This window comes from Streptomyces deccanensis (assembly GCF_022385335.1).
Taxonomy (GTDB): domain Bacteria; phylum Actinomycetota; class Actinomycetes; order Streptomycetales; family Streptomycetaceae; genus Streptomyces; species Streptomyces deccanensis.
Window position 1 is genome coordinate 8,270,030 of sequence record NZ_CP092431.1, and the last position, 19,143, is coordinate 8,289,172.

The following is a 19,143-nucleotide window of genomic DNA, read 5'->3' on the forward strand; positions in this document are numbered from 1 at the left end:
CGAACCCTCGGCTGCTGATCGGTTCCCCAGCAACGCTCTAATCCTGGCTTCAGGTTGATCGGGGACAATGAGCGGAAAAAGCATCGACTGGAAGGGGGCGGGCCGGCGTGCGGATCATGATCGCGGATGATGAGGCGGCCATCCGTGAGTCGCTGGAGCGGGTGCTCCAGGTCGAGGGTTACGACACCAGCACCGTCGCCAACGGTCTCGCCGTGCTCGACGGGGTCGGTGGGGCCGACGGTGACACGCTGGATCTGCTGATCCTCGACGTGATGATGCCCCGCCTCGGCGGGTTGGAGACCTGCCGGCGGTTGCGGGCCGCGGGTCGGGATCTGCCGGTGCTGATGCTGACCGCCCGTGACCAGGTCTCCGACCGGGTCACGGGGCTGGACGCGGGCGCCGACGACTACCTGCCCAAGCCGTTCGCCACCGAGGAGTTGCTGGCCCGGGTGCGGGCCCTGCTGCGCCGGCGCACGCCGACCGACGAGGAGTCGCAGATCCTGTCGTTCGCCGACGTCCGGCTCGATCCCGACAGGTTCGAGGCGTGGCGGGGCGGGCGGCCGCTGCGCCTGACCCGGACCGAGTTCTCCCTCCTGCAGGTCCTCATGCGCAACGCGACGCGGGTCTTGACCCGCGACGCGCTGTTCGAGGCGATCTGGGGCTTCGACATGAGCGCCACCGCCAACAACCTCCAGGTATACGTGAGTTACCTGCGCCGCAAGATGGAGGCCGAGGGTGAGCCGCGATTGATCTACACGCTGCGCGGCCTGGGATACACGTTGCGGGAGACTCCTCCGTGAGCGGGCCCGCCGGCCGGGAACCGCGTCGGCTGACCCGATGGTGGCGCCGGCGGTCCCTGCGGACCAGGCTGACGGCGATCGCGGCGACGGCCATCGCGGTCAGCGTGTTCGTGGCCTTCCAGGTGGCCAGCGAGCTGATGGACTGGGAGCTGCGGGACACCGCCGAGAATCAGCTGCGCGCCGACTCCCGCGTCCTGGCGGCGGACGCGCAGCGCGCCGGCCCGGCGCAGGTCCGGCTACCGCCGTATCCCGGGTCCGGTCGGCTGGTGCGGGTCGTCCTGCCCGACGGCTCGACCCGGACTCCGGCCGGCCAACCCGCGCTGCCCCCCGTCAGCGAGGACGCCGGGCGCGTGGCGCGGGGCGCGTCGGCCGACCTGATGGAGTCGAACGGCAGCGAGGAGGAGGGCTACCTCATCTACACGCTGCGGGCGGGCGACGGCGCGGTCCAGGTGGCCCGCGTCGCCGACGACAGCCCGATCAACCAGTTCGGGTTCGGCATGCTGCTCATCGGGCTGTTCTGCGTGGCCGGCGGCGCGCTTGTGGGGCGGACCGTGGCGCGGGCCGGGCTGGCACCGATCGACCGGCTGACCGCCGCCGCGGTACGTGTCGCGCGCACCCGGGATCTCGACGCCGACATCCCGGATGAGGGCGGTGGGGAGATCCGGCGGCTGATCCAGTCGATCAACGACATGCTCGCCGCGCTCCGGGACTCCAGGCGGGCCCAGCGGCTGCTCGCCGAGGACGCCGCCCACGAGCTCAAGACCCCGCTCACCAGCCTGCGCCTCAACGTCGAGCTGCTGATCCGGCTCGATCGGCGCGGCACCCTGGACAGCGCGCTGCCGGCGGAGAGCCGGACCCGGCTGCTCAACGATCTCGGCGCCCAGGTGGCCGAGTTGAGCACGCTTGCCGCCGAGCTGACCGACCTGGCACGCGGTGACGTCAGCGACGAGAACACCGAGCTGCTCGACCTCGCCGACGTGGTGGTGGCCGCCGCGACCCGGGCGCGTTCCCGCGTGCCCGACATCGAGGTCGCGCTCGACGTGACCTCCGTGTGGGTGAGCGGGCGTCCCGCCGCGCTTCAGCGGGCGGTGCTCAACCTCATCGACAACGCCGGCAAGTGGTCCCCCGCGGACCAGCCGGTCCAGATCCGGCTCCGTGCCGAGGGCACGTCGGCGGTGCTCGAGGTCGACGACGCCGGGCCGGGTATCGACGCCGCCGACGTACCGCGGGTGTTCGACCGGTTCTACCGTGCCGACAGCGCCCGGTCGTTGCCGGGATCCGGTCTGGGGCTGTCGATCGTGCAGCGGGTCGTCGACGCCCACGGCGGCCGGGCCACCGTCGCCCGCTCCACACGCGGTGGCGCGCTGCTGCGGCTCGACCTTCCGGCCGCGGCCCCGCCCGCCCCGATCGCACGCCTCACCGCCGGGGAGGACACCGAGGTGCGCTGACCCGCTCCGGGGGCGCGGCGCGGGACAGGGGACGGCTGGCGGCCCGCGTGCATGGCCCCGCGCGGCTCACCGCCCGGGAGGATACCGAGGTGCTTCACCGCCGGGGAGGATACCGAGGTGTGCTGACCCGCTCCGGGGGCGCGGCGCGGGACAAGGGGCGGCGGGCGGCCCGCGTGCATGGCCCCGCGCGGTTCACCGCCGGGGCAGCACACCGCGGTGCGCCGACCCCAGCCGCGGCCGCGCGGCGCAGGACAAGCCGTCCACCACCGCGGCGCAGGACAAGCCGTCCACCACCGGGCATGACACCGCGATACGCCGACCCCGGCCCCGGCGCGTGGCGCAGGGGCGGCGACCGTCGGGCCCACGAAAAGATCCGGGACGGGCCTGGGTGCCCGTCCCGGATCTCGTCCGTGCCGCCGCGCTCACCGTTGCAGCGCGGGCTCCTCCTCCTCGCTGGCGAGCGGCTGTCGACCGGCCGGCAGCTCCGCCGCCGGCCGGGACAGCCGGCTCGGCCACCACATCCGTCGGCCGAGCAGCAGGGTGAGGGCGGGCACCAGCACCGACCGCACCAGCAGGGCGTCGAGCAGCACGCCGAAGGCGACCAGGAACCCGACCTCGACCAGCATCACCAGCGGAAGCGTGACGAGGACCGCGAACGTGGCCGCCAGGACCAGGCCTGCCGAGGTGATGACGCCACCGGTGGCGGAGAGTGCCTTGAGCATGCCCTCTCTGGTGCCGAGGCGCACGGTCTCCTCCCTGGCCCGGCTGGCCAGGAAGATGTTGTAGTCGACGCCGAGGGCCACCAGGAACAGGAACGCCAGCAGCGGCACCGAATTGTCGATGCCCTTGAACCCGAGAATCGTGTCGAAGACGAACACGCTCCCGCCGAAGGCAGCGGCGAACGAGACGATCACGGTGGCCATCAGGACCAGCGGGGCCAGGACCGCGCGCAACAGCAGCCCGAGGACGATCAGGACGACGACGAGCACCAGCGGGATCACCAGCTTCTCGTCGCTCCTGGTGGTCACCTCGGTGTCGAGGTTCTCCGCACTCGGCCCGCCGACGATCGCCTCCGCCCCGCTCACCGCGTGCACGGCGGTGCGCACCCGCAGAATCGTGTCGTACTCCGCGACGGTGTCCGGCGCGTCCTTCGGGAACACGGAGATGTTGGCCCAGCCACCGCTGGTCTGCTCCGGGACGGCCTGGGCCACACCGCGAGTGTCCTTGACGATGTCGAGCACCCGCTCCTGGTGCGCCGGCCGCGTGAAGATCGTCATCGGCTGGCCGCCGAGCTCAGGGAAGTGCTGGCGGAGAACGGTGAAGCCGGTGACCGACTCCGGCGCGGACAGGAACTGGTCCTGCTCCCGCAGGTTGCCGGTGTTGCCCGCCAGCCCGAGGGCGAGCACGCCGAGGACTCCGAGCGAGCCAAGCGTCGCCACCCACCGGCGGCGGCTGATGGCGGTGCCGAGCCGTCCCCACAGCCCCGGCTTCTCCTCCACGGCCGTGCTGACCCGCGGGACGGCCGGCCAGAAGATCCGCCTGCCGAGCACCACGAGCACCGCCGGGAACAGCGTCAGCATGGCCACCAGCGCGCACACGATGCCGGCCGCGCCGATCGGGCCCAACCCGCTGGTGCTGTTCAGGTCGGCGACGAGCAGGCAGAGCAGGCCGGCGACCACGGTGGCCGCGGACGCGACGATGGCCGGCGCCGCGCCGCGCAGCGCGTGGACCATCGCGACCCGGACGTTCTCGTGGTGGTGCAGTGCCTCCCGATATCGAGCGATGAGCAACAGCGCGTAGTCCGTGCCGACGCCGAACACCAGGATCGTCAGCAGCGCCGAGTTCTGGTCGTTGACCACGATGCCGAAGCCCTTGACGAGCAGGTAGACGGTCCCCATCGAGGTCAGTGCGGCCGCGCCGACGGCCACCAGCGGGATGATCCACAACACCGGGCTGCGGTAGGTGAGGATGAGCAGGAGCGTGACGACGACGATGGTGGTGAGGAGGACCTGCACGTCGATGCCGTCGAAGACGGCATCCATGTCGCCGTCGATCGCGCCCGGGCCGGTCACGTCGAGTTCCAGGCCGGCGGGGCGGTCCTTCGCGGCGTCACGCAACGGGCCGACGATGTCCTCCGGTGCGCCGTAGGTCGTGCTCACCTCGAGGGTGAACGTCATCGCCTTGCCGTCGGCGGAGCGGCTCATCGGTGGGCCCTCGTCGTCCTCGTCGGCCTCCGCCGTCGCCTTCGGCGGGTACCGCTTGGCAAGGGTGTCGTAGTGGCGCTCGACCGTCGCGCGGTCGGCGTCGGTCATGTCGCTGTCGCGGTGGTACACGAAGACGAACTCGCTCGCGTCACCCTCGGGGAGACTGTCGTCCAGCACCGCCACCTTGGTGGACTCGGCACTGGCCGGCAGGGTGTCCGCGGCGCTGTCGGTGGTGACCGAGCTCAACTTCCCGCTCAGCGGCACCATGCCCGCCGCCAGCACCAGCCATAAGCCGATCACCAGCCACGGCACCCACCGGCCTGCCAACCGACCGGCCGGCGCTTCCCCGGACGGTGCTGCGTCGACTGCCATCAATAGCCTCCTACATACGAGTTACATCGCTTGTCCGATGGCCTACTTCCTAACGAGCGAAGCTGAGACGACTGTTAGAGCCTGTGAAGTAACCGGCGTCCGTTGTCGATGGTCATGTCGATCATCGATGCCTTGTGGGTGGGTGCGTCGCGGTGCATCGTCCGCGCCGTTATGGGTCGAACACCTCGGACACCTCGGAGGCGGCTGACAGACGAGCCGGCGGACCAGGCATGACGCGTGGTAGCCCGCAGTTGATCGAGTGCGGGTCCTCCAACTGCTGCCGAGAGGATCGATCATGACCTCGGACCACGACGTGCTGTGGCGTCGCTGCGCGTACCTGGGTCGCGTCCTGCTACCGCTGCTGGACCAGGAGCTGTGGCGTCGGGACAGCCGCCGAGAGAGGCTGCGGTCCTGGGACATCGACACGGCGGTGGGGGAACGCCTCGGTGAGGTGATCGCGGCCTTGGCCGCCCACGCTGTCGCGGTGGACGCTGCCTTGTCCGCAGCAGAGTTGGAGACCCTGCCTCTCAGCACCGTGGCTGACGCGGCGACCGGCAAGCAGGATTTCGAACTACTCGCCGGGCTCCCAGACACCTTCGCCGATGCCCGCGACGAAGTTGCGGTCAAAGTCGTCCGCCTATACGCCTACAAGGGCGGCGAGACCAGTCTCCAATTGGTTCGGCTGAGCACGGAAGTGCGCCATACGCTGAACGTCCTTGCAGCCCGCGAGCCAGTGCGCTCTCCCACGTGCGGAGACATCTTCCGCAAGGCGGACGAGGCCAACCTGCCCCAGTGACCGAGAACCTTGCGGCAACCGAACCGCACGCCCCGATGCAAGGAGCGGATGCGGAACCCGCGGGTGCCCGTGCGGATGGGACTGCCGGACGGTGCCCGGATCGTGCCCCGTGGATCACTTTCCGAGGGGCACCGGTACGGGGACGTCGGCAGCCTCCGCGTCGACCGTGGTTGCCGGCGAATCGCCCGTGCTGGAGCGGCGGCCCGGCAGCAGCAGGCCGACCGCGACCGTGCCGACGGCCAGGATGATGCCGCCGATGAGGCTGGTGTGCGAAATGGCGTCGGCGAAGGCCTTGTTCGCCGCTTCGAGGAGCGCCTGTCCCTGCGCTACGCCGCCGGCCGGGTCCGTCATGATGTGCTGGGCCGCGGCCTGCGCCCCGCCGATGGAGTCCTTGGCCGCTTCCAGCGCGGCGGCCGGGATCTGTCCGCCGACGGTGTCGGCGAGTTCGTCCTTGTAGGTGGCGGCCAGGACGGAACCGAGGATGGCGATACCGAGGGAGCCTCCGAGTTCCATGGCGGTGTCGTTCGTACCGCCGGCGACGCCAAGCTCGCTCTCGGGGAAGGCGCCCATGATGGTGTCGGTGGCCGGTGAGACGCTCAGTCCGATCGCCAGCCCCAGCAGGATCAGGGTGGCCAGGAAGTCTCCGTAACCGGACCGGCTGTCGATGCCGAGCAGCAGAAGGATCGCGATCGTGCCCAGGACCATGCCGAGGATGATGGTGACCTTCATGCCGATCCGAGGGGTCAGCCAACCGGTGACGGCCGATCCGGCGAAGACCGCGACGGCCAGGGGGAGTAGGCGTACGCCGGTCTCCAGCGGACTGTCACCGAGGACGAACTGCAGGTACTGGGTCGAGTAGTAGATGGAGCCGAAGACGGCCAGGAAGAAGAGCAGCACGGCCAGGGTGGCGCCGGCGACAGCCCGCTCTCGCAGCTTGCTGAGGTCCAGCATCGGGCTGGGGTGGCGCAGCTCCCACCAGACGAAGACCGCCAGCCCGATCGCCGCGACGACCGCCGCGATGACGGCGGTGACGTCCTCGCCGAAGTGCGGTGCCTCGATGATCGCGTAGACGAGGGCGGCGACACTGACGATGGACAGTACGCCGCCGACCAGGTCCAGCTTTCCCATGCCGTGCGCCTTGGAGGGGGGCACGAGCATCAGCGCGGCCACGATCGCGATCACGACGACGGGCACATTGATCAGGAAGGTGGAGCCCCAGGAGTTGTCCTCCAGGAGCCAGCCGGCGAGCAGTGGGCCGACCGCGATCGCCAGCCCCGAGGTGGCTGCCCAGGCGGTGATCGCCTGCACCCGTTCCTTGCGCGGGAACATGGCCACCAACAGGGACAGGGTGGCGGGCATGATGAGTGCGGCGCCGAGGCCCATGATCGCGCGGGCCGCGATGACCGCGTCGGCGCTGTCCACCAGGCTGCCCATCACCGATCCACTACCGAAGATCGCCAGCCCGGCGATCAGTGCCCCTCGGCGGCTGTACTTGTCGCCCACCGCGCCGAGAACGAGCATCAGCGCCGCGTACGGGACGGTGTAGCCGTCGATCACCCACTGCAGCTCGCCGCTGTCCAGGCCCAGGTCGAGGGTCATGTCCGGGGCGGCGACGATCAGTGAGGTGTTGGCCATCACCACGATCAGCAGACTCAGGCACAGCACCAGCAACCCCCACCAACGGCGGCGGTAAGGCCCTTCCATCCGGTCGACGGGTATGGATGCGATCAACGACATGTCCGGCCTCCTGATGTGGGGCCCGTGGCCCGCCACTGCTGACGTTCGCGCTGGTCGGGCGCGGAAAGCACATGAGTGCTCGTGGTGTCGTGCGCCGTCATGAATGGGTTCACTCCCGCTCGTCTCTCTGGTTTCTCGGCCGCTCGGACGAACTCCGTCTCGCTGCCTGCGGCGTGCACTCAATGTAGCGCTAACTTTGTCGAGTGACAATGTCTATCGATTCAGTTGAGCGACGAGGTTGGGTGACTGAGTCCTGTGGGTCGGGCAAGCCCGTGACCGAGAGCGACCGCTTGGTGATCTTCGACCGATACCGACCTTGCTGAGCAGGGTCAGGAGGGAAGCGCGCCGCGGGGAGTGCCGGGCGTCGATTTGGTCTCGCGCGGGACCGACCGAACCGGCGAGCCGGCCCAGTGCGCCTTGTGGCTCCCCTCCCCGGGGGTGGGCGCGCGTCGCTCCCGGGCCGGACAAGCCGGCGCCGATGACCGGATCGGGGAAGGGGTGCCGCCGGGTCCTGGCTGTCGTCCGGGCGGGCGAGGCGGGCCGGGCGGGCAGGGTGGTCCTCGATCCTGAGGCGTCCTGGAGTGAGCAGGTGGATAGGACGGTGGGCGCCTACCTCGTCGTGCTCGCGCGGGACCCGGCGCCGGCGCGGCTGTCACCCGTGAACCGGCGGCTGTCGGGGTGCGTGGTGCGGTCCTCCAGCGGACCCGCACCTACAGAACGCCGTTGGCCCCAGCGGACCAACGGCGAGCCGGCGCCGCCACGTTCCAGATGGGAATCACGTGCGGTCCGCGATGCGTGGCGCGAAAGTCGTTGACCTCACCGACATCGACGGGCGGGCCGTCGGCAGGCCGCTGTGCGTCGCGTGCGGCGACGGCTGGCCCGGCTCAGGCGACCGAACGCGTACCGACAGCCAGATCACGGTCTACGGCGACCAGGTGCAACTGCCCTCCCGCCAGGGCTACCGTGGAGGAAACCAGGGCCTGGAGGCAGGCGTACTCGGCCTCCTGGTCGGGCATCGAGAGGCGTTGGGTCGTCAGGCCGTCGACACCGGCGAGAAAGAACCGGGCGATGGTCGTCGCGGGATGCGCCAGGGAGTGACCGGTGCGGGCGGCGGCATCGGCGATGAGTCCGGCCGCCACCTCTGTGACATCGCGGTAGTGGCTCTCGACGGCGCCGCTGAGGGCCGGCGTGCGCAGGGCGAACAGGGTCAGTTCCCCCAGTAGTTGATGGCTGCTGGGCTGCTCACGCACGGTCTTCCACAGAGCCGCGGCCAGAGTGCTCAACGTCTCCTCGAAGCCCGCGTCGTTCGGTGCGGCTCGCTTCACCAGGGCGACCAGCTCGTCCGTGAGCTGCTCCATCACGGCGTGGTAGAGGCCTTCCTTGGTGCCGAAGGTGTAGTGGACGGTGGCTTGGGCCACGCCCAGCTCCGCGGCGATGGCGCGTGTGCTCCCGGCGGCCACTCCCTCCCGGGTCATGAGAGCGATCGCGGCCTTGATCAACTGAGGACGGCGCTCGGCCGCCGAGACATGTGCCATGCATTGATCATAGCGACTGAGTCAGGTAATAGAGTCAACCGATCAGGATGCTTCGGAACCCGATTCCCGGGCCCTGAGGCAGGCCCAGTGCCTTTGCGCCGGCGCTGGGCGTCGGCGCTGGCCGCGCTCCCGGTGCGTGAGGACGGCCGGGCGAGGAACGGCCCGGGTGAGCTTGTTCCGCTTTGACGGACACCATCGGTGAGGTGGTCAGGCTGCGAGTGCGGTCTCGTATTCGGCGGGACTGCGGTAGCCGAGGCTGCTGTGCGGACGGTGCACGTTGTACCAGCCCTCGATGAAATCGAAGATCGCGGTGCGGGCGGCGGCCCGGCTGGGCCAGGAGCTGGTGCCGAGCAGCTCCCGTTTGATGGTGGCGAAGAACGACTCGGCGAGTGCGTTGTCCCAGCACCGTCCGGTGCGGCCGACCGGCAGACGCACCCAACTGGTCCGCCAGCGTGACGAGTTGGTGGCTGGTGTACTGGCAGCCGCGGTCCGAGTGAAAGATCACCGGACCGGTGGGGCGGCGCTTTCGACAGGCGGACGTGAGGGCATCGGCGACCAGATCGGTCCGCAGGTGGTCGGCCGTCGCCCAGCCGACCACGCGACGGGAGGCGATGTCGATGACGGTGGCCAGATAGAGCCAGCCCTCGTCCGTGGCGATGTAGGTGATGTCGCCGCACCAGCGGGCATCCAGGCCGGCAGGATCGGGCTGGAAGTCGCGGAGGATCAGATCGGCCGCAGGGCAGCTTGTGGATCGGGGATCGTCGTCGGGTGCCGTCGCCGCTCGAGCCGGAGCGAGCTGGTCGGCCTACTGCTCGAGGTCGCTGAATGCGATGTCCAGCATCTGCGCCATGGTGCGGCCAGCGGGGTCGTCGGCCCAGGCGATGAGTGCCAGCTGGAATGCCGCGAGGCTGGCCTCCACGAGAACGTGGGCCCGAAGCGGGGCGTCCTCGCCGCCGATTCGTCCAGCGACGACCGGTGTGAGGAGGTCGGCCCAGACCAGGTGTTTTTCGACGTTGCGGGCGCGCAACGACGGGGTGCTGGCGAGGAGACGCATCGCGACTCTGTCGCCCGGGCGATCGGGTCCGCGTTCGACAAGCGCTGTATATGCGGCGTGTATCGAAACCAGGACGGGCTCCTCGACAGGACGGGCGAGGAGCGCATCGCGGACGAACTCTCCATTGGCCTCGAACATGCCGATGACCATGTCCTCCTTCGCCGCGAAATAGCGGTGCACGCTGCGCGCCGATACCCCGGCGCGATCGGCGATCTGCTCGATGGTGACGGCCTCGAAGCCACGTTCGGCGAAGAGTTGGATCGCGATGTCGGAGAGGCGTTGGCGAGCCGCGTCCCGGGCGACTTCACGCAGCGCACCACCACGACGACCAGTGTGTTCCATGACGCACACTGTAGTACTTGTCAGAGCCTGACACGTATGGCGTAGAGTGACACCACGGCAACCAAAGGAACCGTTATGCAGGAACGCAAGTTGGGCCAACAGGGATTGACCACCTCGGTCATCGGCTACGGCGCCATGCGCATCGCCCTCGGCGAGCAGAGCACGGACGCTGCGTCGATCGCCGCGATCCGCCGCGCCTATGACGACGGGGTCACCCACTTCGACACCGCGGAGCTATACGGCTGGGGTCGGGGCGAGCGGCTGCTCAGGGACGCCCTTGGGTCGGACCGCCACGAGGTCACGATTGCCACGAAGTTCGGCTTCACGCCCTCCTTCAGCCCTGACTCCCGGCCAAGCCACGTGCGCGACGTCGTCAACAACAGCCTGCGTCATCTCGGGGTCGACCACATCGACGTGCTCTACCAGCACATCGACGACCCGAGCGTGCCCGTCGAGGACGTCGTGGGGGTAATGAAGCAGTACGTTGACGCCGGCAAGGTCCGGTTCCTCGGCTTGTCGAACACGACACCGGAAAACATCCGCAAGGCGCACGCGGTGCATCCCATCAGCGTCCTGCAGGCGGAGTACTCGATCTTCAACCGCGGCACCGAGACGATCCTCCCGCTGCTCGAGGAGCTCGGGATCGGCCTAGTCGCCTACGCACCGCTCGCACGGGGGTTCCTCGGCGGCACCGTGCAGCCCCTCGATGCCTTCCCAGCCACGGACTTCCGACGGCGCTCGCCGTGGTGGGCGCCGCAGAACTTCGCAGCGAACCTCGAAATCGTGCAAAACCTGACCGACCTCGCCCGAAGCAAGGGTGCGACGCTCTCGCAGTTGTCGCTGGCGTGGTTGGTCGCCCGCAAGCCCTACATCGTCCCCATCCCCGGATCCGGCAACGCCCTGCGGGTCGCGGAGAACGACGGCGCCGCACGATTCGAGCTCACCGCCGAGGACCTCGCCCGCATCGACCGGATCGCGCCCTCCGGGGGCCACGCCGTCCAAGGGCTTGACAGATGATCGCTGGCGCTAAGAACGCGCGACCGCGCACCAGGGCTCGAGTAGGCGCAGATCGAACGCGCAAGGAGGCCTCGCAGTGATCGGCGATGTGAACGGACTCGGTGGTGGCACTCTCAGCGGCTCGGTCCTGGACGCGGTCGAGCTCGCTGAAGGCTCGATGGCGATCCATGGCAACGGTGGCCAGGTCACGATGATGATCTCCTCAATGCGGTGCGAAGGCGGCTACACCTTTCGGCCAGTACGTCGCGAAGTGTGCGAAGGACGCGCTCAACGGCGACGCGCCCTTCGCCTGGATCAGCACTGACTCCAAAGCAGCCTTCGGACGCGGCGAGTGAGCCAGCCCGCGCGTCGGCACCTGTCGCGCAAGCGTTACTCAGGTTGAACCCGTGATGTCCGGTGCCTGGGCTGGACGCTGAAGCGGGTCGAGCTGCTGCGTGGTCAAGCGGAAGCTGAAGACGATCCAGTACCGGGCCCCATCTGATGGACGGCTGTCTCCCGCCCACTGGCCTGACAATGGACCACAGCGCGATCAAAGCACCGGACCGCAGGGGTTCAACGTGAATACGTACGTTGATTGGTGCGAGCTGGTTCTGTGAGGCAGGATTTTGATGGCTGGCGCAATTGATCCGAATATGATTGGTCGCGCACTAGCGCACCGAAACACGGAACCGGTACCGCTCAACGAAGTCGCAGTTACGGGCTAGGAACTTACACCCGCAACCCTGCCAAATTACGGCCTTCCACCAAAGAGCACTGTTGACGCAGGCGTGAGTGGTGATCGGTCTCTCATCGCGCTGACGGAACGACTGCGTCCTGATGTGACGGGATAGAAGCGCAATATACGGACCGTCGCAGCAAACAACCCGCCCACCTAATCGCGATGCTGGCCCGCTGAACGTGGCGCACCAAGATCGGCTCGGGCGGCGGAAATACCCATTCAACACGAGGAGCAATTCAGTGAGCGAGCAGAACACAACGAAGAGCGCGCTGATCCTGATCGAGTACCTGAACGACTGGCTCGCCCCCACCGGCACCATCAATGGGCAGTTCCAGGACCGCGAGCAGCTCGACGCGGCTGTTGCCAACTCCAAGGAGGTCCTGGCCGAGGCTCGTCGCCGGAACATGGAAGTCATCCATGTGCAGATGGTGCTGGAGCCGACGTACCGAACGCTAGGCGCAGCGAAGTACGGTCTGCGCAAAATGATGCGCGACTACGGCTCCTTCCTGGGCGAGCAGACGGAGTTCTTCCCCGGATTCGAGCCTCTCGCGGATGAGTACGTGATCAGCGAGCGCACCGGAGGCAGCAGCGCATTCGCCGCCACCACGCTGGACAGCTACTTGCGCCACAACCAGATTCACGACATCTATGTCATGGGCTTCGCGTTGCGGCAGTGCGTCGAGTCGACCATGCGCAACGCTCACGACCTCGGCTACCACACCAATGTCATATGGGATGCGTCTGCGGCGTTCACCAAGGAGCAGCAGGCCTCGTTCGTGACCGACATCATCCCCTTCTACGCGAATGCGGTCACGACCAAGGAGTTTCTGAACCAGGGATGACACCGCTCGTGCCCTGCTTCCCGTCGGTGGAGCAGGGCACGATTCCTGGCTGGGGCGGCCCCGACGGGGTAGATGCGATCCTCGTCCTGGGCAGACTGAGTGCCGCTCAACTGCCCCACCTGAACGAGTCGTCGACGAACTCGGAGAGACCGCGAATCTTGCCGGGCCGGACCGCGTACACCGTGCGTTACATCGCGCATGAGGGAGCTGCCGTCGTGCCCGGGTCGACAGGGCGAAGCTCGGCGAACCGCGCGGCTAGATGTTCGCGCTCGTCGTCCGCGGACGCACGAACGACGAGATCGCCGCAGAACTCTTTCTCAGCCCCGCGGCCGCCCGTGCCTAGCCTCGGGCTTTCGCGCGCCCAGCGGACTTGGAGGTCTTCCTGTTGTAGCTGATCCAGCGACGACCCGTCCTGTACCTCTGGACATCACTACTTCGAAAACCACAGAAGAGGAGATTGCCATGACAGGCGTCTGGACATCGGATCTCGAGCCGCGGGGTAGCACCGCCGCCGGATACCCAAGGGGCATGTGGCTCAGGTCGGCCCTGCCTCCTCAGAGCTCGCCGGGTGGGCCTGGCACGACGTCGACCGCGAAGACAGGTGCTCACCGATGACGAGTGACTCTCTCGACCCGGCCCTCAGGCGCCTCATCGACCGGGAGGCCATCCGAGATGTGCTCAACCGGTACTGCCGATCAGTCGACAGGCTCGACCTGGACGAGCTCCGGCGCTGCTACCACCACGACGCCTATGACCATCACGGCGCCTACCAGGGCGACATCGACGGACTCATCGCTTGGATCGCTCACCGACACGAGACCATCCCGTACTCGTTGCACATCAGTGGGAACATCCTCATCGAGTTTGCAGGTGACGACCTGGCCCTGGTCGAGAGCTACAACTCGATCGTGCAGCACTACCCCGCTGACGCCAGGGCCTCCCTCCAACAGTTCCTCGGCGAGGGTGCCGTCAGGCCGGATGGGGCGCTCCACTTTATGACTTGGGGTCGCTTCGTCGATCGCATGCTCCGCCGAGACGGCGAGTGGAAGATCATCCGCCGCACGCTGGTCGCTGGTCCTACGGTCGTTCTGCCGGCCGCCCGTCCCTTTGAGGCGCCGATGGGATGGGCGAGTGACAGGCGCGACGACCAGGACGTGCTGCACGCCGAACGTCGCGAGCTCGGGATCGGGTGACCGCAAGGCGCTCGCTTGCGTCGTCAGTCGTGGCCGGAAGTGCACAGCCATGTCCCGGTCTTGACTCGTCGTGACAAGCCGGGCCTTGGAAAACGACCGCAGTGCCTCCACCTTGGCCGGCACCGCGTCCAGACCGACCACACGGCCAACTCCTGGCAGGTCAGCGGCCCTTGATGGAGCCGGGCCCAGTCCGCGAGCACGGTGAGGATGCGCTGGTAGTCCACCGACAGCACCGCCCAGGCCAGCCCCTCACGCCACACCGGCACCGGCGATTTCGGCTTCGCCGCATCCCGGGACGTCGGCGGCCCGCCTACAGCCCGCGGATCCGCGACGTCCTCGGTGTCGGCGGTGCTGCCGCAGTCCGGAGCCAGCACCGCATCGACCCGCCTGCGGGCGATCACCCACTCCTGCCACTGCCAGCTCGGCCACTGCCAGCTCGGCCTGGATACGGTCGGCCTCCTCACGCAGCCCGTCGACCCGACAGCGAGCTGCGAGCTCGTGCTGTTCCAGCAGTCCGGCAACCGACGGCGTCCGCAACTTCCCGGGGAGCGACGACATGACAGGTCACGACTCCCGCAAAACCACCGCCCCTACTCTTGACCAGCAAAAGTCGATCCCGGAGGTTCCGAAGTTCGCCGTCGCGATTGCGGTGCTGCCGGCGTCCACGGTGGCGGTCACCGACCAGCCCAGGCCGATGGTCTCCGCCGGCGTCCGGCTCACCTGGCCCGTAGGACGTCGAGCGCTGTGAGTGCCACGTGCAGTTCGGTGCGGTGTTCGCCGGACTCGAGATCGCAGTCGAGTATCCGCTCGATGCTGCGCAGACGTTGGTAGACGGTCTCGCGGGACAGACAGCCGGAGCGGGCAGCCAGGGTCTTGTTGCCCGCCGCGTCGAGGTAGTGGCGCAGGGTCGTCAGCAAGTCCGTCCCGTGGCGGACGTCATGGTCGAGGAGCCGGCTCAGTCGGCGCTCGGTGAAGTCCTGGATCCGGGTGTCCTCCCGGAGCGCGAAGAGAAGGCGGCGCAGGCCGATGTCGGAGGGCTGGTGGTAGGAGCGTCCCGGCGGGAGCGGCCGGCCGGGTTCGGTGGCTTCGGTGACGCGGGTCGCCTCGCGGAAGGATCGGGCGACATCGGAGAGGTCCGTCGCCTCGCTGCCCGCGCTGACGGTGGCCCCCGGCACCGCCTCGAGTACGGTGCGGCTCAGGTGTTCGACCACGGGTGGGTAGGGCCGGCCAGGGCGCAGGGACAGGAGGATGCCGAGGCGCGTGGGGCTGAGAACGCCCACGAGGGCCTGTGTCCCCTGCTTCTTCAGCTCTTCGCAGAGGAGGGCCTCGCTCGTCGTCGCGTCCGTCTCCTGAGGGAAGTCCGCGAGCACGGCCATGAAGCTGCGGTCCTTGGTGGACAGACCCAGTGCGGCGACCCGGGCATCGGCGTCCGCAGAAGAGTGGTGACGTTGTCCGACGAGGTCGCGCAGGAGATCGCGGTGTGCGGTGCGTTCCCAGGGCACGGGGTGGATGACGCGGGCGATGGTGAGGGCCATCGCAGCTCTCTCCAGAACCGTCACAGCCGTCGGGCCGAATGTCGAGGGGGTGGGCCGGCCCGACGGAGCGGGCAGCATGGCCACCCGGCCCCAGCTTTCACCCTGGTACGTGACGGATGACACGAGCCAGCCGCCGGGTCCGGACACGGAGGTGCGGCCGGCGGAAGGTGTCGCTCGTGAGCGCCGTTCCCAGTCGCTGAGCGCCGCCTCGACCGTGTCCGCGGAGGGCGCGCAGATCAGTGCCTGGTGGGTCAGGTTCTCCAGTACGACGGTGTGGCCGCTCATCTCAGCGGCGGCACGTACGACCTCCTCGGGCAGAGCGCCGCGCAGGGTGAGGGCGGTGAACGCCTCGTGAATGCGCTGGGTCCGGCGCATCTCCTCGGCCTGGTTGCCGAGGATGAGAGCGTGGACGACCTGTGTCACCTCGAGGAAGTTGACGTCCTTGACCAGGGTCACGAGGGGGAGCCCGCGGACCTCGCAGGCATGGACCAGGGTGTCCGGCGGGCGGTGATAACGGCGGACCAGTTCGATGACCAAGGCCGCCGCGCCGATGTCGGCGAGTTCGTTCACGTAGCGGCGTACACCGGCCGGCTCCTCGGGCAGGGGCATACCGGTGGTCAGGACGAGCTCGCCGCCCTTGAGGAAAGAAGCAGGATCGGTCAGCTCGGTCATGTGAACCCAGCGGACGGGGCGGTCGAGCAGGTCTGCTCCGGTGACGACCTGTGGCTGCCCGGCGGCGAGGACGGGAAGGGTCAGAACGTCGGCCACGGTGAGCGGATGGCCGGCGGTGGCCATGTCCGGGCCTGCCAAGGAGGAGTCAGGACCGTCGGTGACGGGCCTCGCAGCAGTGTGGTGCTTCTCGTGCATGGGACCTCCCTGGGCGCTGCCTCACCCTGACAATCCTCGCTGACCTGCGCAAGAGCTCGGAAAGGGCCGCTGTGAGCAGGACGAGCGGGGCGTGCTGCCGGGTGTGGCTGACACAACGTCCAGATGCCGCGGCGCGGGCGGACAGATCGAGCATTGGCGTCGTCGAGGTACGCGGAGATGCTCGACCGGACCGGAGCCAGACCGACGACCCGCCGGGAGACGAACATGACTGCACTGTCGCCGCACCTTCGCCAGGCCACGCCCGTGGTGGCGGTCCGGGGAGAGGGCGTCCACCTCTACGGTGATGACGGCCGCCGCTACCTCGACTTCACCGCCGGCATCGGCGTGACCAGCACCGGCCACTGCCACCCCAAGGTCGTGGCGGCCGCCCAGGAACAGGTGGGCACCCTCGTCCACGGGCAGTACACGACCGTCATGCACCAGCCGCTGCGGCGGCTGGTCGACAAGCTGGGCGAGGTCCTGCCCGAGGGGCTCGACAGCCTGTTCTTCACCAACTCCGGAAGTGAGGCCGTGGAGGCGGCACTGCGGCTGGCCCGGCAGGCCACCGGTCGGCCGAACATCCTGGTCTGCCACGGTGGCTTCCACGGCCGTACGGTCGCCGCCGCCTCCATGACGACCTCCGGCACCCGCTTCCGGTCCGGCTTCTCCCCGCTGATGAGCGGTGTCGTCGTCACTCCGTTCCCGTCTGCGTACCGGTACGGCTGGGACGAGGAGACCGCGACCCGCTTCGCCCTGAAGGAGCTGGACTACACGCTCCAGACGATCTCCTCGCCCGCCGACACGGCCGCGATCATCGTCGAGCCGGTGCTCGGCGAGGGTGGATACGTCCCCGCCAACCGCGCTTTCATGGAGGGTCTGCGGGAGCGGGCGGACCGCCACGGCTTCCTGCTGATCCTCGACGAGGTACAGACGGGCGTCGGCCGCACCGGCCGCTTCTGGGGTCACGACCACTTCGGCGTCACGCCCGACGTCCTCGTCACCGCGAAGGGCCTGGCCAGCGGCTTCCCGCTGTCAGGTATCGCCGCCTCCGAGGAGCTGATGACCAAGGCGTGGCCCGGCTCGCAGGGCGGTACGTACGGCGCCAACGCCGTCGCCTGCGCCGCGGCCTGCGCCACCCTCGACGTCGTCCGCGACGAGCGGCTCGTCGAGAACGCCGAGGCCATGGGCAAGCGCCTGCGCCAGGGCCTGGAGGCGGTGGCCGACCGGACCGCAGGCATCGGCGACGTACGCGGCCTCGGGCTCATGCTCGCCACCGAGTTCGTCACCGAGGACGGCGGTCCGGACCCCGAGACGGCCGCCCGCGTGCAGCGTGCCGCTGTCGACCAGGGCCTTCTCCTGCTTCTGTGCGGCGCCTGGAACCAGGTCGTGCGGATGATCCCGGCCCTGGTGATCGACGAGACGGCGGTGGACCAGGGACTCCAGGCATGGGCGGCCGCGGTGGAGGCCGGTACATCGGGAGCGGCGCCGCGATGACGTGACCGGGCCGGGGTGCCGTCCTTACCGGCCGCACCCGGCCTGCGCGCACCGAGGGCTCCTGCGCGGTCGTCACCGCGGCGACGGTCCGCCTGGTGGCGACGACCGCCTCGATCGGCCGTGGCCCCGCTGCGGTGACAGAAACGGTGACCGCAGCGGGGGTCCGTGCTTCGTCGAGGCGGTCCTTCACGCGACCATGGTCGGGACCATCGAGTCTCGGCTGCTTTGCTGAGGGGCAGAGGGTGCGCAATGGACATTCGGCAGCTGGAGTACTTCCTCGCGATCGTTGACCGTGGGGGGTTCAACCGTGCGGCCTCGGCTCTGTACGTGTCGCAGCCGTCGCTGTCGCAGGCCGTGCGCGCACTGGAGCGTGATCTCGGTTCCGAGTTGTTCCACCGCATCGGGCGTAGGGCAGTGCTGACGGAGGCCGGAAGGGCTCTGATCGAGCCTGCCCGGGAGGCCGTGCGGAGTCTGGAGACGGCGCGGGCCAGTGTCGCGGCGGTGCATGAGCTGCGGGAGGGGCGCCTGGACGTGGCGTCCGTGCCGTCGCAGGCGGTGGAGCCGCTGACGAGTCTGGTGAGCGCCTTCAGCCACCGGTATCCCGGCGTCTCCGTGGCCATCAAAGCGGCGTTCACCTCGCGTGATGTGATCGACATGGTGCGCACGGGTGCCGTGGAACTGGGGCTCCTGGCGTCCGCCGGGCCGTTCTCCGACAAGGAGGTCGTCTGCCATGCGCTGGGGCGGCAGCGCTTTGTGCTGATGGTGCCGGCCGACGGCCCGTTCGCTGATCGGACGGCGGTGGGGTGCCAGGAGCTTGCCGGTCAGCGACTGATCGTCGGGCAGCCGGGTACCGGGATGCGCGCCTACGTCGACGCGCTGCGGGAACAGGGCATCGAGTTCACCGTCGCCGCCGAGACCGAGCACCGGGTGTCGCTCATGCCCCTGGTGTTGGCCGGGGTCGGGCTCGCGGTGGTCATGGATTCCTGGCGGGACCTCGCCCGGCAGCTGGGCGCCCGCGTCCTGGACATCGAGCCGGAGAGCACCTTGGACATCGCTCTCGTCAGCCGCCGTGGCCGCCTGTCGCCGGCGGCTGCCGCGTTCGTCACGGCCGCCATCTCGGCTTCCGGCAGCTGATAGGCGCCCCCTATAAGGGATATCCGCTTTGCGTCTTGGACGCCCCGCGGACCGC

15 protein-coding genes and 2 pseudogenes are annotated in these 19,143 nt (G+C 69.0%); 9 read left to right on the forward strand and 8 right to left on the reverse strand.

The features are described 5' to 3' along the window. The first annotated feature begins 107 nt into the window (after positions 1 to 107). The gene (locus L3078_RS36535; RefSeq protein ID WP_275593194.1) at positions 108 to 800 is read left to right on the forward strand and encodes a response regulator transcription factor; all 693 of its coding nucleotides are present in this window, start codon (positions 108 to 110) and stop codon (positions 798 to 800) included. Beyond that, positions 797 to 2,248, forward strand: coding sequence for a HAMP domain-containing sensor histidine kinase (locus L3078_RS36540; RefSeq protein ID WP_239758207.1), 1,452 nt, complete (start codon positions 797 to 799; stop codon positions 2,246 to 2,248). The genes L3078_RS36535 and L3078_RS36540 overlap by 4 nt, the downstream gene beginning before the upstream one ends. Positions 2,249 to 2,670: 422 nt before the next feature. Here L3078_RS36540 and L3078_RS36545 read toward each other — a convergent pair whose 3' ends face one another. Continuing rightward, positions 2,671 to 4,824, reverse strand: coding sequence for an MMPL family transporter (locus tag L3078_RS36545; protein ID WP_239758208.1), 2,154 nt, complete (start codon positions 4,822 to 4,824; stop codon positions 2,671 to 2,673). A 295-nt stretch (positions 4,825 to 5,119) separates the two neighbouring features. Between L3078_RS36545 and L3078_RS36550 the strand changes: the two genes are divergently transcribed. Then, the gene (locus tag L3078_RS36550) at positions 5,120 to 5,620 is read left to right on the forward strand and encodes a hypothetical protein (protein ID WP_239758209.1); all 501 of its coding nucleotides are present in this window, start codon (positions 5,120 to 5,122) and stop codon (positions 5,618 to 5,620) included. Positions 5,621 to 5,734: 114 nt separating this feature from the next. Here the strand turns inward: L3078_RS36550 and L3078_RS36555 are convergent, their stop codons facing one another. The 5 genes and pseudogenes from L3078_RS36555 to L3078_RS36570 form a co-directional block, all read right to left on the reverse strand. Beyond that, on the reverse strand, positions 5,735 to 7,357 hold the full coding sequence (locus L3078_RS36555) for an MFS transporter (RefSeq protein WP_239758210.1): 1,623 nt from the start codon (positions 7,355 to 7,357) through the stop codon (positions 5,735 to 5,737). 884 nt (positions 7,358 to 8,241) lie between these two features. Further along, complete coding sequence (locus tag L3078_RS36560; protein WP_239758211.1) at positions 8,242 to 8,892, reverse strand: TetR/AcrR family transcriptional regulator; 651 nt, start codon at positions 8,890 to 8,892, stop codon at positions 8,242 to 8,244. 207 nt (positions 8,893 to 9,099) lie between these two features. Beyond that, complete coding sequence (locus L3078_RS36565) at positions 9,100 to 9,327, reverse strand: integrase core domain-containing protein (RefSeq protein ID WP_239758212.1); 228 nt, start codon at positions 9,325 to 9,327, stop codon at positions 9,100 to 9,102. 55 nt (positions 9,328 to 9,382) lie between these two features. Continuing rightward, positions 9,383 to 9,619 (reverse strand): annotated as a pseudogene (locus L3078_RS45010) (DDE-type integrase/transposase/recombinase); the annotation flags it as partial. Between the two features lie 78 nt (positions 9,620 to 9,697). Then, a complete protein-coding gene (locus L3078_RS36570) occupies positions 9,698 to 10,288 on the reverse strand; it encodes a TetR family transcriptional regulator (protein ID WP_239758213.1) in 591 nt (196 codons plus the stop codon). A 75-nt stretch (positions 10,289 to 10,363) separates the two neighbouring features. On the opposite strand from L3078_RS36570, the gene L3078_RS36575 reads away from it, so the two are divergent. The 4 genes from L3078_RS36575 to L3078_RS36590 all read left to right on the forward strand — a co-directional run bounded on the left by L3078_RS36575 (position 10,364) and on the right by L3078_RS36590 (position 14,058). After that, the gene (locus L3078_RS36575) at positions 10,364 to 11,305 is read left to right on the forward strand and encodes an aldo/keto reductase (protein WP_239758214.1); all 942 of its coding nucleotides are present in this window, start codon (positions 10,364 to 10,366) and stop codon (positions 11,303 to 11,305) included. A 76-nt stretch (positions 11,306 to 11,381) separates the two neighbouring features. Beyond that, positions 11,382 to 11,609 carry a hypothetical protein gene (locus L3078_RS36580; protein ID WP_239758215.1) on the forward strand — a complete coding sequence of 76 codons (228 nt, stop codon included), beginning with the start codon at positions 11,382 to 11,384 and terminating at the stop codon, positions 11,607 to 11,609. A 653-nt stretch (positions 11,610 to 12,262) separates the two neighbouring features. After that, positions 12,263 to 12,865 (forward strand): cysteine hydrolase family protein, encoded by a 603-nt coding sequence (locus L3078_RS36585; RefSeq protein WP_239758216.1) that lies wholly within the window; start codon positions 12,263 to 12,265, stop codon positions 12,863 to 12,865. 611 nt (positions 12,866 to 13,476) lie between these two features. After that, the gene (locus L3078_RS36590) at positions 13,477 to 14,058 is read left to right on the forward strand and encodes a nuclear transport factor 2 family protein (RefSeq protein ID WP_239760604.1); all 582 of its coding nucleotides are present in this window, start codon (positions 13,477 to 13,479) and stop codon (positions 14,056 to 14,058) included. 72 nt (positions 14,059 to 14,130) lie between these two features. On the opposite strand, the pseudogene L3078_RS36595 reads toward L3078_RS36590, so the two are convergent. Next, a pseudogene (locus L3078_RS36595) lies at positions 14,131 to 14,616 on the reverse strand (hypothetical protein); the annotation flags it as partial. A 158-nt stretch (positions 14,617 to 14,774) separates the two neighbouring features. Then, positions 14,775 to 16,460: a PucR family transcriptional regulator gene (locus tag L3078_RS36600; RefSeq protein WP_239758217.1), complete on the reverse strand. Its 1,686-nt coding sequence runs from the start codon at positions 16,458 to 16,460 to the stop codon at positions 14,775 to 14,777. Between the two features lie 225 nt (positions 16,461 to 16,685). On the opposite strand from L3078_RS36600, the gene L3078_RS36605 reads away from it, so the two are divergent. Both L3078_RS36605 and L3078_RS36610 read left to right on the forward strand, forming a co-directional pair. Next, a complete protein-coding gene (locus L3078_RS36605; RefSeq protein WP_239758218.1) occupies positions 16,686 to 17,954 on the forward strand; it encodes an aspartate aminotransferase family protein in 1,269 nt (422 codons plus the stop codon). A 249-nt stretch (positions 17,955 to 18,203) separates the two neighbouring features. Then, a complete protein-coding gene (locus tag L3078_RS36610) occupies positions 18,204 to 19,088 on the forward strand; it encodes a LysR family transcriptional regulator (protein WP_239758219.1) in 885 nt (294 codons plus the stop codon). Positions 19,089 to 19,143 lie beyond the last annotated feature (55 nt).